Annotated in this window: 12 protein-coding genes and 1 rRNA gene; 5 read left to right on the top strand and 8 right to left on the bottom strand. The window is 64.5% G+C overall.

Annotated features, from left to right (window positions below):
- Together rrf and CH249_RS17285 are read left to right on the top strand one after the other, a co-directional pair.
- Nucleotides 1-97 (top strand): 5S ribosomal RNA (gene rrf / locus CH249_RS17290); the annotation flags it as partial.
- A gap of 427 nt (nucleotides 98-524) precedes the next feature.
- Nucleotides 525-1142 carry a DUF6188 family protein gene (locus CH249_RS17285; protein ID WP_179273073.1) on the top strand — a complete coding sequence of 206 codons (618 nt, stop codon included), beginning with the start codon at nucleotides 525-527 and terminating at the stop codon, nucleotides 1140-1142.
- On the opposite strand, the gene CH249_RS17280 is transcribed toward CH249_RS17285, so the two are convergent.
- Both CH249_RS17280 and CH249_RS17275 read right to left on the bottom strand, forming a co-directional pair.
- A complete protein-coding gene (locus tag CH249_RS17280; RefSeq protein WP_256988360.1) occupies nucleotides 1121-1870 on the bottom strand; it encodes a YqjF family protein in 750 nt (249 codons plus the stop codon). The genes CH249_RS17285 and CH249_RS17280 overlap by 22 nt on opposite strands.
- Before the next feature lie 23 nt (nucleotides 1871-1893).
- Nucleotides 1894-2565, bottom strand: a complete 672-nt coding sequence (locus CH249_RS17275) for an SIMPL domain-containing protein (protein WP_094682004.1) — start codon at nucleotides 2563-2565, stop codon at nucleotides 1894-1896.
- A gap of 88 nt (nucleotides 2566-2653) precedes the next feature.
- Between CH249_RS17275 and CH249_RS17270 the strand changes: the two genes are divergently transcribed.
- The gene (locus tag CH249_RS17270) at nucleotides 2654-3646 is read left to right on the top strand and encodes an isopenicillin N synthase family oxygenase (protein WP_094682005.1); all 993 of its coding nucleotides are present in this window, start codon (nucleotides 2654-2656) and stop codon (nucleotides 3644-3646) included.
- On the opposite strand, the gene CH249_RS17265 is transcribed toward CH249_RS17270, so the two are convergent.
- Entirely contained in the window at nucleotides 3640-4068 is a 429-nt protein-coding gene (locus CH249_RS17265; protein WP_094629351.1) for a hypothetical protein, read from the bottom strand. The two genes, CH249_RS17270 and CH249_RS17265, sit on opposite strands and share 7 nt — an antisense overlap.
- A 34-nt stretch (nucleotides 4069-4102) precedes the next feature.
- On the opposite strand from CH249_RS17265, the gene CH249_RS17260 reads away from it, so the two are divergent.
- A complete protein-coding gene (locus tag CH249_RS17260) occupies nucleotides 4103-5170 on the top strand; it encodes a DNA polymerase IV (protein WP_094629343.1) in 1068 nt (355 codons plus the stop codon).
- Here the strand turns inward: CH249_RS17260 and CH249_RS17255 are convergent, their stop codons facing one another.
- From CH249_RS17255 to CH249_RS17240, 4 genes are all read right to left on the bottom strand, one after another.
- Nucleotides 5171-5875 carry a tellurium resistance protein gene (locus CH249_RS17255; RefSeq protein WP_094647105.1) on the bottom strand — a complete coding sequence of 235 codons (705 nt, stop codon included), beginning with the start codon at nucleotides 5873-5875 and terminating at the stop codon, nucleotides 5171-5173. It lies immediately after the preceding gene.
- A 125-nt stretch (nucleotides 5876-6000) separates the two neighbouring features.
- Nucleotides 6001-7752 (bottom strand): pyruvate dehydrogenase, encoded by a 1752-nt coding sequence (locus CH249_RS17250; protein WP_094682006.1) that lies wholly within the window; start codon nucleotides 7750-7752, stop codon nucleotides 6001-6003.
- A 250-nt stretch (nucleotides 7753-8002) separates the two neighbouring features.
- A complete protein-coding gene (locus tag CH249_RS17245; RefSeq protein WP_256981179.1) occupies nucleotides 8003-8668 on the bottom strand; it encodes an aspartate/glutamate racemase family protein in 666 nt (221 codons plus the stop codon).
- A 3-nt stretch (nucleotides 8669-8671) separates the two neighbouring features.
- Nucleotides 8672-10090: an MFS transporter gene (locus tag CH249_RS17240; RefSeq protein WP_094629333.1), complete on the bottom strand. Its 1419-nt coding sequence runs from the start codon at nucleotides 10088-10090 to the stop codon at nucleotides 8672-8674.
- A gap of 200 nt (nucleotides 10091-10290) precedes the next feature.
- On the opposite strand from CH249_RS17240, the gene CH249_RS17235 reads away from it, so the two are divergent.
- Nucleotides 10291-10965 (top strand): GntR family transcriptional regulator, encoded by a 675-nt coding sequence (locus tag CH249_RS17235; protein WP_094682007.1) that lies wholly within the window; start codon nucleotides 10291-10293, stop codon nucleotides 10963-10965.
- A 16-nt stretch (nucleotides 10966-10981) separates the two neighbouring features.
- Here the strand turns inward: CH249_RS17235 and CH249_RS17230 are convergent, their stop codons facing one another.
- Nucleotides 10982-12100, bottom strand: coding sequence for a YbfB/YjiJ family MFS transporter (locus CH249_RS17230; protein WP_094647108.1), 1119 nt, complete (start codon nucleotides 12098-12100; stop codon nucleotides 10982-10984).
- Nucleotides 12101-12163 lie beyond the last annotated feature (63 nt).

Here is a 12163-nt window from a genome sequence, read left to right as displayed (position 1 = left end):
GGAAACGCCCGGTCCCATTCCGAACCCGGAAGCTAAGCCCTCCAGCGCCGATGGTACTGCACTCGACAGGGTGTGGGAGAGTAGGACACCGCCGAACACAATTTCCCAGAACACCCCCAGACCACCCGGTCCGGGGGTGTTCTGCATTTCGAAACCACAACCACAACAGCCCATATCCCCGCGACAAACGCGCGCGCAATTGCTGTGCGCGCGCACAATCGCACCCCGAACACCCACCAATCCCCGCGCACCTGACAAATGCGCGCGCATTCGCGGAACGGCGATCACCACCGGCAGCCGGCATCAGCCTCCACCGGACCCGAGCAGCTCACACCCACAGGGGGCAAACGCGCGCGCAGTTGTCATCCGCGCGCAGAATCGCACCCCGATCACTGACCATTTCCCGCGCACCTGACGAACGCGCGCGCATTTGCCATCCGCCGAGGGCTGAACCCCGCACCGCGCATCGTGCCCCGGCCAGTCTTTGTGGGCTCCCACGGCATTGTGTGGCACAGTCGATGTCGATGAAACTCGCCGTCGATCAGAAGCGTGTCAGCAGAATCCTGCTCGATTTCGATCTGAGCATCGAATTCGACAACGGTGCCACCATTGCCTTCAGTGAGGTGATGATCGACGGACTCACTGTCGACGAGGACAATCAGTTCGAGGGTCTACGGGCGCTCGCGACACTGCACGGTCTCGTATGCGACGACGCAGACTACGACGAATCCGGTGTTCTCCGTCTTACGTTCGAGGGGCAGACAGTGGTGGCCAGTCCGCGAGACGAGGTCGAATCCTGGGAGTACACGGCTGCGGACGGCTCGACAGTGGTGTGTGGACCGGGCGGGGCTGTTGAGTCGTGGCCCGCACCCGAGCATCCGAAGTCGGTGGCCCCGACCGTCGAGAGGCTTCCTTCCATAGGTGCGACCGTGGTTCGGCTCTCGACCGGCGACGACCCTGCCGTCGAATTCTCGGATGGCACCAAGCTGTTGTTCGACCTTCCCCTCGACGCCGGGTACCTCGTGTTGCGGGAGAGTGTGACGTCGAGTTCCCTCGCCGATAGCGTCGCTGCTGCACAAGGAGATTGGGTCGTCGAACTGTCCTCGGGGCACGTGATCTTCTACCGACCGCGCACTTCGTAGGGTCTCCCGAACTGGGTCTCGACACCGGGTGAGTACAGAACCGAGTCCGGTCGCCGGGTACTGACACCGGGTAGGCCTGCCGCTGCCACGAGCTCGTCGTAGCAGTGGGTGAGTTCTGCGTCGACCAAGGGCCAGTGCCGGTGGACGTTCGGGACGTACAGCAGGCGACCGGCCAGTGAGGTGTGCAATCCCCAACGCGCGGTGAGGAACACCGCGAGCGGATCCTCGGACAGGTCGCGTGATCCTCTGACGACGCCGAAGTCGGTGGTTGCGCCGCGGTGTGGGGGAGCGAGCCGTTTGCTGCGGTAGCCGATCGTGGTGCTGTCGTCGGCGATATCGATCGAGGACCAGCGGTACGGAATGCGAGCAGCGTTGGTGCCCAGCACGACTGCGAGTCTGGTTGCTTCCAGGGATCGGAACACGACGCCGCGTCGCCCCTCCGCGTCGACCGAGTACAGCCGAACGTTGATCTCACCGAAGGTGCCGAAGTACGGGACGGGGTGACGGTAACCGAGGCCGGCACCGACCATGTGGAAGCCGATCAGCCCAACCCACGACGAGCCGTCGAATTCGTCGGGTACGCACCCTTGGGGCAACAGCGGGGCGACGTCGGAACTCGGAACCCGCCAGTGTAGAAAGACCAGCCGTTCCCATCGCTGATCCATCACGATCGGACGAGGCAGTAGCGGTGGCCGCGGCCAGAGGCGTCGGGCATCGTCTCGGTTCATGATTCGAGCCTAGGCGCGAGGCGTCAGGAGGCGGTGAATCGGGCGTGCACGCTCGCCGAGATGGTGATGTTCTCCGGCTTGAGTGCAAATCCGGTAGGCGCTGATTTCGCGGCGAACATACGTGCCGAGGATTCTGGTCCACCGCTCTCCGCGAACCCTGGCAGCAGACCGGGATCGGCCACCGCGACAGCGTGCACGCCCGATCGTCCCAGGCTCGACGCGTAGGCTTCGGCCTTCGAGACGGCGTCGCGCACAGCGAGTTCCCGGACCGCCAAGGTGTGAGCGGTTCTGCTGGATTCGGTGAGGTCCCAATCGAAGTGGTCGATCGACACTCCCTCGAGCGCCGATGCTGCTGCGTAGACGAACGCGTCCACCAGATCGAGCTGGCTGAACTGCACTTCCACTGACGCCTCGGCTTGATAGACGTACGGCAGTTGCTCTCCGTCGTGGTTGAACGGGCGGTGGCGCGAGTGGCGCACCTGGTCCACCGACCATCGATCGATGGGTCCCCCGTCACTGTTGTAGAGCGGCTCGACCAGTCTGGTGAGCTCCCGGACGAGTTGTTGAGCAGGCTCGGATGCGGACTCTGCAGTGCGACCGTCGGTGCGGACGGTCAGCGCGAGTGTGCACTGTTCGGGTGGGTAGGTGGCTGCGCCGTGACCGACGACGGTGATGTCGAGTGCTTCGGGGCTCATGACACTCAGTGTTGCATCCGGGTCGGGCGGTTTTACCGAACCTGAACACTGCTGGCCGACGCGTCGAGGGAGGAGGACAATCGCGAACATGCTTCCCGTTCTCGATCTCGGTCTGGCCGACCACGACCCCCGCGCGTTCCAGTTGTCGCTGCGCGAAGCAGCTCACGGGTCCGGCTTCTTCTATCTCGTCGGACACGGGATCGAGATCGAACGAATGCACGAGGTACTGCGCCTCGCGCGAGAGTTCTTCGCCGTGCCGGACGATGTGAAGGAAGAAATCAGTCAGCTGAAGAGCCCGCATTTCCGCGGCTACTCCCGGGTCGGTGGCGAGCTGACCAACGGCCGGGTGGATTGGCGAGAGCAGATCGACATAGGTCCCGAACGCCCGGCGATCGAGGGAGCCGAAGGTTACTGGAACCTCCAGGGCCCCAACCTGTGGCCGTCGCAGCCGGCCGGGTTCCGAGAGACGTTCGAGCAGTGGGAGCAGTCCGTGTCGGGTCTCGGGCTCCGGTTGCTCCGGCACTGGGCGCAGTCATTGGGTGCGCCCGAGAACGTGTTCGACGACGCTTTTGCCACTGCGCCCGCGACGCTGATGAAAGTCGTGCGTTACCCGGGCACTGCTGATCACTCGCAGGGCGTCGGAGCGCACAAGGACTCCGGGGTGCTGACGTTGCTGCTCGTCGAACCGGACTCGGCCGGTCTGCAGGTGGAGACGACCGCCGATACGTGGATCGACGTACCGCCGCTGGACGGCGCATTCATCGTCAACATCGGCGAGTTGTTGGAGGTTGCGACCGGCGGCTATCTACGTGCGACGCGTCATCGGGTGGTCGCGCCGGGACCCGACACCGACCGGATATCGGTGCCACACTTTCTGAGCCCGGCCCTCGATGCCGTCGTACCGGTGATCGAACTGCCGCCCGAATTGGCGCGGCAGTCACGAGGAGTCGAGAACGATCCTGCCAACCCCATCTACAGCACCTACGGCGAAAACGCGTGGAAGTCCCGTACGCGAGCACATCCCGACGTGGCACAGTTGCACCACGGCATCGTTTCGGCCGGTCGGCAGTCTGCCTACTGATTCCTACTGTGGCCCTGACGTGATGCGCGAAACTGCGCCCATGCTCCGGTGCACCACAACGCCCATACGATCAGCAGTGGCTGGAACAGCAACCGGATCCCTCGGGCCGTATCTGAGTCGAGGCCGAACGCGTCGGTGTGCGTGACGAACTGCGAAATGTTGCCGGGAAAGACCGCGACGAAGAACGCCGCGACCACCCAACCGATGACCGGTGCGCGGGCGGTCCAGAACAGCAACGCCATCCCGAGCGCGATCTCGACGACACCCGACGCCAGGACGACGAAGTCGGTACTGATCGGAACCCAGGTCGGCACCTGGGCGGCGAAGGTGCTCCTCGCCCAGAAGAGATGACTGAGTCCGGCGAAGACGAGGAACGCTCCCAGTACTACTCGTCCGATGGTGCGAGAAATCGATTTCGTCATGGCGTCATGAGACACCACGGGCACACTGAGCACTATGACCGGGAGTACACCGACCGACCCAGCACGGCACCGATGGGTACTGCACGTCGACCTCGATCAGTTCATCGCTGCCGTCGAAGTGCTCCGCAACCCGGACCTGGCGGGCAAAGCCGTCGTGGTCGGCGGTAGAGGAGATCCGACCGAGCGTGGGGTGGTGTCGACGGCCTCGTACGAGGCGCGTGCGAAGGGCGTCGGATCCGGAATGCCACTACGCGTCGCCGCGAAGAAGATCCCGGACGCAGTCTTCCTCCCCGTGGACAAGCCGGCGTACGACGAGGCCTCGGCACTGGTGATGGACACTCTGCGGTCGTTGGGATTCGTGGTCGAGGTGATCGGATGGGACGAGGCGTTTCTCGGTGTGGAGACCGACGACCCCGAGGGCGTGGCAAAGACCGTCCACGACGCGGTGTTCGACGCGGCGGGGCTGCATTGCTCGGTCGGCATCGGGGACAACAAGTTACGAGCCAAGATCGCCACCGATTTCGACAAGCCTCAGGGCATCTACCGGCTTACGCAGGACAACTGGTTCGAGGTGATGGGCGATCGCGGTACCGATGCGCTGTGGGGGATCGGCAAGAAGATCTCGAAGAGGCTGACCGCCCTCGGCATCTCGACAGTCCGAGAACTGGCCGATGCCGAGGACGCGGACCTCGCCGCAGCGTTCGGACCGAAGATCGGTCCGTGGCTCGGTACCAAAGGGCGAGGTATCGACCTCGCACCGGTGACGTCCGAGCCGTGGGTCGCACGGTCGCACAGCCGTGAGGTCACGTTCCAGACCAACGTCGCCGATTGGGCGATCGTCCGAGACGAGGTCGCCGCGTTGACGTCGAAGGTGCTGGCAGACATCGAAGCCGAGAACCGGCCGGCCGTGCGAGCGGCATTGAAGATCCGCTACGCGCCGTTCGAGACCCATACCGTCAGTGCACCGATCATCGGAGCGCCCACCTTCGATCCGGCGATCCTGACCTCGGCCGCGGTGGCGCTCGTCGACCGCCTCGACCATACGAGAGAGGTTCGACTGATCGGCGTCCGGCTGGAAATGACTCCGCCGCAACCTCTCTGACTACTTGCGGCCCGCCGCCCAGCGCAGTCCCCAACCGTACTTCTTGTCGAGGTCGGCTTGGCTGCCCTGGATGTACTCGACTTCGCGGGTGACCGTGATACCGGCAGACGTGTTCTCCAACAATGCGATCGAGCAAATGCGCGCAGAGTTCTCGGCCGAGTCGAGGCGTACCTCGACCTGTGGTCCGCTGGTCGGGTACAGCGTCACCACTCCGTCGACAGCGGCCCAGTTCGGTGCGCCGTCGTAGATCATCGCGAAGATCAGGATGCGGGCGAACTTCTCGGGGTGGGCAAGATTGATGTGCATGTTCTCGCCGCCGCTGACCGAGCCGGAGCGGTCGTCGCCGTCGAGCGCGATGAACGGGGCATCCTGCAGCGAACCGAAGCTGTTGCCGAGCGCTTGGACCACGCCCTTGGAGCCGTCGCGTAGTTCGTAGAGGCACCCGAGGTCGAGATCCACACCGCCGGAGCCGTACGACGCAGCAGCCAGCTTGGCCAGGAAGCCCTTCTTCTTCGGCTGCGCTGCGGGTGCCCCGGACGACCAGTTGAGGTTCACCCGCATGGAGCCCTGCTTCTCGCCGGACTTGGTGAGGCTGATGGTCGGCGATGCCTTGGACAGCGTGACTTTGCTCAGACTGACGGGTGCTCCGACTTGCTGCGCGGGGTTCTGCCCCGTAGAGGGCTTGCGGGTGTAGTCGATGGCCATGGTGGAGCCTTCCGGGCGGGGAGGTGCCGGATCGCGATGTCCGGTTTGGGCGGTGTGTCGACAATAACCGCACGACCGACGAGCGCGGTGCCCGCACCGACCTCGGGTTCCCTGCCGATGAAGATCTACGGGCGCGGCACGTTACGCAGATTCGACTTGGCCATCCGAACGGCCTCGCCGACACCGCCGTTGAGCACGACCTTGCTCATCGCGAGTGCGAATCCCTTGATCTGCTCGCCGGTGATGGTCGGCGGGACCGAGAGCGCGAGCGGATCGGTGATCAGCTGCACCAGCGCCGGGCCGTCGACGGCGAACGCGGTCTCGAGTGCGCCGCGGATGTCCTCGGGCTTCTCGACGCGTTGTGCATGGATACCCGCAGCCGCCGCGATGCCGGTGTAGTCGACCTGCGGGACGTCGACACCGAAGTCGGGCAGACCGTCGACGAGCATCTCGGCCTTGACCATGCCCAGTGTCGAGTTGTCGAACAGCACGATCTTGACCGGCAGCTTGTACATCGCGACGGTCAAGAGTTCGGAGAGCAGCATCGAGAAGCCGCCGTCGCCCGAAATCGACACGACCTGGCGGCCCGGATTGGCGAACTGCGCACCGATGGCGTGCGGCAGGGCATTGGCCATCGACCCGTGCAGCATCGACGCAACGAATGCCCTTCTACCCGTGGGGTTGATGTAGCGCGCGGTCCACACGTTGCACATGCCGGTGTCGGTGGTGAACACGGCGTCGTCGGCGGCGAGGTCGTCGAGTACCGACGCGGCGTACTCGGGGTGGATGGGGACGAGCTTCTCGGCGTTGCGGGTGTACGCACCGACGGTCTTGCCCATCAGGTCGTTGTGCTTGTCTACCCACTTCTCGACATAGCGGCGATCGGCCTTGCGAGTGACCAACGGCTGCAACGCATTCAGGGTCGCCCGAACATCACCGTGAATCGGGTACCGGACCGAGGTCCGACGTCCCAGCTTCGTGGGGTCGATGTCGATCTGCGCGGTCGTGACGTCTTCGGGAAGGAACTGCTGATACGGAAAGTCGGTGCCGAGCAGGATGAGTAGGTCTGCGTCGTGGATCCCGGCGTGCGCAGCTCCGTAGCCCAGCAACCCCGTCATGCCGACGTCGTACGGATTGTCGTACTGGATGAACTCCTTGCCACGCAACGAATGTCCGATGGGAGCGCCGATCGTGTCGGCGAACGCGACCACCTCGTCGTGAGCGCCCTTGACCCCGTACCCGGCGAAGATTGCCACCTTCTCGGCGTCGTTGATGGCGTCGGCCAGCTTCTGGATGTCCGCCGCGGGTGGTGTGACGACCGGTGTCGAGGGAATGGCGATCGGGTCCATCGTGCCTGCGGCCGACAACTCGGCGATGTCGCCGGGAATCGTCAGAACCGACACTCCGCCGCCGGTGACAGCAGCGTTGATCGCCGCACGGAAAACCCGGGGTGCCTGCTCGGGAGTGGAGACGAACTCGTTGTAGAGCGAGCATTCGCCGAAGAGCCGGTCGGGGTGCGTCTCCTGGAAGTAGCCCGATCCGATTTCGCTGCTGGGAATGTGCGACGCGATCGCCAGAACCGGTGCGCCCGAACGATGTGCGTCGTACAGGCCGTTGATCAGATGTAGGTTTCCCGGTCCGCACGAACCAGCGCAGACGGCGAGTGTTCCGGTGGTCTGCGCATCGGCCGACGCAGCGAACGCCGCGGCTTCCTCGTGACGTACGTGAATCCAGTCGATGCCGCCCTTGGCCGATCCTCCGGTGCGACGCACTGCGTCGACCACCGGATTGAGACTGTCGCCGACGATGCCGTAGATGCGTTGTACGCCGGCGTCGACGAGTCCTCGAACGAGCTGATCGGCCACTGTGGTTGGCATTGATTCTCCTCAACTTTGCGACGCGATGTTCTCCGATGTTCTTCGGCCGCGTCTCGCCGACGGCTTCCCTGTGCAGAGGGCCTGCCAAACATCCTGGGAGCGCACACGGGAGCCGTCAAGCGAAAAGTGCTGGTAGATGCTGTGGCGATCTCCGTCACGTCGGGATATTTCAGGCAACACCCATAGATGACGGCGGTTACCCGCCGACCGACGAGCTTCGAGTGAACGCAGCCCGGGCGATGGTGGAGATCTAGCTGCGTACCGCGTTCGAGATTCTGTCGACGACCATCGCAACGGCACTCGGAACCGGCTCGATGACGTCCACGTCGGTGCGCAGCGCCAGCCGCCGAGCCGAATCGCTCAACGGTCCGCCGCCGATGACGACGGCGCTGGCTCCGGCTGCCACTGCAGCATCGACCGCTGTTCCCAGTTCGTCGACGCTCGACGCGAGGTCCTCGGCCAGGACCAACGGCGATGACGCGGTGAGGAACACACCCGCGAAATCGCCGTCGGGCACGGTGGCGCGAGTCAGTGCATCGAGCTGGGCGGCGAGATCGGCTGTGGTGGTGGCGATCGCGAAGCAGCGACCGCCTCGTGCTGCGTGCAGGATTCCTGCCTCGCCGATCCCGACGACCGGAATGTCGACGAGGGCTCGGAGTTCGGCCGCACCGGGATCACCGAACGCGCCGACGATCACGGCGGCGGGGCCATGGTGCTCGATCGCGTCGAGGGCCGCGGCTACGACATCGGGTCCTGCAGCACGCAACTGTTCGGTGCCGGTGATCATCGCCGGTCCGGTACCCGCGGTGACCCCGATGACGGTGAATTCTGTCTCGTAGAGCCGACGCCGAGCAACGTCGACGAGCAGCTGCGTCGTTGCAGTGTTCGAGTTGGGGTTGACCATGAGAATCTTCACTGCTCAGCCATCTTCCGGCATGGGTTGTCCGAAGGTCTCTTTCGGGAACTGCACGGCAATGCCGCACACGATGAACAGGCCGGCCAGCATCGCGAACATGGCACCCACGCCGGACGAGTCCAGTACGGCTCCGGCAATGAGCGGGAACAGTCCGCCGGAGAGGGAGCCCAGCGCCAGGATCACCGATGTCGCGAGGCCACGGATTCGCGTGGGGTACTGCTCGGGCGCGAACAGCCAGATCGTCGTGTTGAGGATGATGACCGAGAAATTGAACAGTGCACCGAAGACCAGTACGAGGCCGATCGACGTTGCGAAGAAGCCGAATCCGAGCCCGGCGACAATACCGAGAACGGCACCACCGGTCAGAGTCACCTTGCGGGGAAGTTTGCGGGCGATCAGTGCGGCGGTCAGCGCGCCGATGAGCGATCCGGATTGCATCACGAGGGTGTACCAGAGCGCACTCGAGATGGACATTCCCCGCTCGGTCAGAATGACGGGAATGAGTGTGAGCATCGAGATCTGCGCTGCGTAGGACATGCAGACGGCAATGCCGAGGGCGAGAGTGCTTCTGCGGTAACGCTTGCCGAACATTTCCGTCCACCGTGCGCGCGGTACGGCGGGATCGTCGACCGAGGTGTCGACGTTCAAGTACTGAACCTCGGATTCGAGCGTGCCGCGAAGCTTGCCTTGCGCCAAGCGGTTGATGACGGTATTGGCCTCGGCCACACGGCCTGTCGCGGCGAGGAAGCGAGGCGTTTCCGGAAGCGAACGGCGGTAGAGCACGACCGCGAGTGCGGGCAGTACGAGTAGACCGAACAGCCATCGCCAGCGGTCGTCACCGGTGAAGATTGCGAAGACGATGACCCCGAACAGTGGGGCGAGCATGTTGCCCAGACCTGCAGCTGCGACGTTGATCATGCCGACCGCGGTACCGCGATGCTTGGCGGAGAAGAATTCGGAGAGCATGATCACCGCTACGGCGATCTCACCGCCGAGTCCGAGCCCGACCAGGAAGCGCGCGCCCACCAACACCTCGTAGTTGGGTGCGAATGCGCACAGTAGTGAGCCGAACGCGAAGACGAGAAGGTTTGCACCGAGGAGGGTTCGACGACCGAAACGGTCCATCACTGCTCCGGCCAGGATGCGCCCGAGTGCGACGGCGGTGAACGTCGCGGTGTTCAGCAGTCCGATCTCGGTTCCGCCGAGGCCCCAGGATTCACGCAGGAGCGGTCCGGTGATGCCGACGGCATTCTGTTCGATGGCGTCGAAGAAGACACCGAACAGGACCATGGCGACGATGCCGAAGTGCGCTGTGGTGAGGCCGATCTTCGAGTACGACGCCTCTATCTGTTCGCTGAGGCTGCCGGTCTCGGGTGGTGGGTCGATCGGTGACGGCTTCTCGTTCGTGGTCGGGACGCTCATCCCAGTGCCTCTCGCTCGGTGGTATACCAACAGCGGAGAATTTACGGAGCTACGCGCCGCGACAGGTTTCTCGGCGGTAACACTTGCGTTTCCAGATCCTCTCACCTGCTTCTTTTTGTCGAGGTGATCATTGGTCAACGTTCTGCCGATGGCCCCTGTGGATACTCGGTATACCTGCGGTTCGCTGGTATACAAGCAACATGGCATCCACGGAAGGTCGCGAATCGCTGTCGCGTTCGGTGTTCGAAGCGATCAGAACACGCATCCTCGACGGCCGCCTCCGACCGGGTGAAACGCTGAGCGAGCGCAATCTGGGTACCGAGCTGCAGGTGTCGAGGGTGCCGATTCGTGAGGCACTTCCATTGCTCGAAGCAGCCGGGCTGGTGACGCTGTCGCCGAGACGCCCTGCCGTGGTGACGGGAGTGACCAGAAGTTCGGTCGACGAGTTGTACGACATCAGGTCCGCACTCGAGCCGCTCGTTGCTCGCCGAGCAGCGTCCGCTGTGTCGGCGGGAGCGGACTCGTCATCGTTGGTCGACGCCGTGTCCCGTGCAGGTGCCGCTCTCGAGCGGGGCGATCTACTCGACTTCCATCACGCGAGCTCCGGAGTGCACTCGGGGATCGAGGAATTGTCCGCCAACCGACTGTTCCCGGTCATCATGGAACCACTGCGGGAGCGCAGTAACCGACTCAACATGGCCAATCTCGAACGAGATCCGTCGCTGCGCCACGGGGAGCATGTCTCCCTCGTCGACGCCATCGCCAAGGGGGACTCGGAGTTGGCGGCCGCGGTTGCGTTCGCACACGTGGAATGGGGCCGAGCGCGAACGTTCGAGACTCTGGCGCAAGTTCCGGGCTACGACCCACAGCACTGAGCCGAGCGAGCCGTACTCATCGCGATGCGGTCAGTCCGGACACCCGTACGGCCCCGGCGGTCCCGAGGATCAGCACGCCGGTTGCGACTGCGAAGGCGATCGAATAGGAGTCGCCGATCGCAGGTGCGACGATCAGCGGGCCGAGAACCTGTCCGACGCCGTAGAACGCGGTCAGCGTTGCCGCAGTACGTCCGATGGGCAGTGTCTGTGCGGTGCTCATCGTCAGCATCGTGATGCCCATGAACGTTCCGCCGAACAGCAGAGCCGAGAACACGGCAGCAACGGTGTTTCCGGTCAGGGCGGGGAGTACCGCTGCGATCGACTGCAACGCGAACGCTGCCACCAGGGCGTTGCGCGTGCTGGTTCGGCGGGCGACTGCCTGCCACAACACAGTCGCCGGCACCGCGGCGAATCCGACGACGATCCACACCGCCGGACCCACCGATGTGCTGCCGTGGCCACCGACCGCCGCCACGAGGAACGTACCGACGATGATGTAGCCGAGACCTTCGAGGAAGTACGCGAACAGCAACGTCCGCCATACGGTCCGGGTCTTGTGGTCGATGTCGCCGGGTTCAGCCCGCGCCGCGGGCTCGGGATGCACCCGTAGCGTCCACGCCGGGGCGATGAGGGCCGCTGTCAAGAGCGCCGAGCACACCCACAGCGCCTCCCATGACAGGTGCGGTCCGACGAGCAGGGTCAGAATTCCCGACGCCGCGATGCCTGCGCCGACGCCGCCGAACGCGATACCGGGGGAAGCGCCGTCGGCGCGATGCTTCGTGACGGTGCTCGCGCACGCGATGAAAACCGCTGCGCTCGCCAGGCCCGCCAGGAACCTCAGTGCGGAGAACGCTGCGGTGGAATGGGCAGCGGCCATGGCCAACTCGCTGGCGACGAGTATGACTGTCCACAGACGGAACGATGTCGTCGTGTTGATCGACGGGCGCACGGACAACACGATTGCGCCGACGAGGTAGCCGGCGTAGTTCGCGGTCGCGATGACGGCACCGCTGCTCGGCGTGACCTCCGATGCATCGACCATGATCGGCAGCAGCGGCGTGAACACGAATCGTCCGACACCCATCGCGGCCGCGAGTCCGGCCGCGGCAGCGAACGACAGTCGACGGCCGTTCATGGCGAGCACCCCCTATATCGTTAGCCGGGCCAACGGTACCCGCCGCATTCACGACCCCGGAAT

The organism is Rhodococcus sp. 05-2255-3B1 (assembly GCF_002258545.1).
GTDB lineage: Bacteria > Actinomycetota > Actinomycetes > Mycobacteriales > Mycobacteriaceae > Rhodococcoides.
Note: the sequence above shows the minus strand (reverse complement) of the source record. Positions and strands in the feature narration are given on the sequence as shown.

Excerpts from the sequence above, each read along its gene's own strand:
- CH249_RS17265 (WP_094629351.1), bottom strand. The coding sequence starts at position 4,068 with ATGACGAAATCGATTTCTCGCACCATCGGACGAGTAGTACTGGGAGCG.
- CH249_RS17240 (WP_094629333.1), bottom strand. The coding sequence starts at position 10,090 with ATGAGCGTCCCGACCACGAACGAGAAGCCGTCACCGATCGACCCACCA.
- CH249_RS17275 (WP_094682004.1), bottom strand. The coding sequence starts at position 2,565 with ATGAGCCCCGAAGCACTCGACATCACCGTCGTCGGTCACGGCGCAGCC.
- CH249_RS17285 (WP_179273073.1), top strand. The coding sequence starts at position 525 with ATGAAACTCGCCGTCGATCAGAAGCGTGTCAGCAGAATCCTGCTCGAT.
- CH249_RS17235 (WP_094682007.1), top strand. The coding sequence starts at position 10,291 with ATGGCATCCACGGAAGGTCGCGAATCGCTGTCGCGTTCGGTGTTCGAA.
- CH249_RS17270 (WP_094682005.1), top strand. The coding sequence starts at position 2,654 with ATGCTTCCCGTTCTCGATCTCGGTCTGGCCGACCACGACCCCCGCGCG.
- CH249_RS17280 (WP_256988360.1), bottom strand. The coding sequence starts at position 1,870 with ATGAACCGAGACGATGCCCGACGCCTCTGGCCGCGGCCACCGCTACTG.
- CH249_RS17230 (WP_094647108.1), bottom strand. The coding sequence starts at position 12,100 with ATGAACGGCCGTCGACTGTCGTTCGCTGCCGCGGCCGGACTCGCGGCC.
- CH249_RS17250 (WP_094682006.1), bottom strand. The coding sequence starts at position 7,752 with ATGCCAACCACAGTGGCCGATCAGCTCGTTCGAGGACTCGTCGACGCC.
- CH249_RS17260 (WP_094629343.1), top strand. The coding sequence starts at position 4,103 with ATGACCGGGAGTACACCGACCGACCCAGCACGGCACCGATGGGTACTG.
- CH249_RS17255 (WP_094647105.1), bottom strand. The coding sequence starts at position 5,875 with ATGGCCATCGACTACACCCGCAAGCCCTCTACGGGGCAGAACCCCGCG.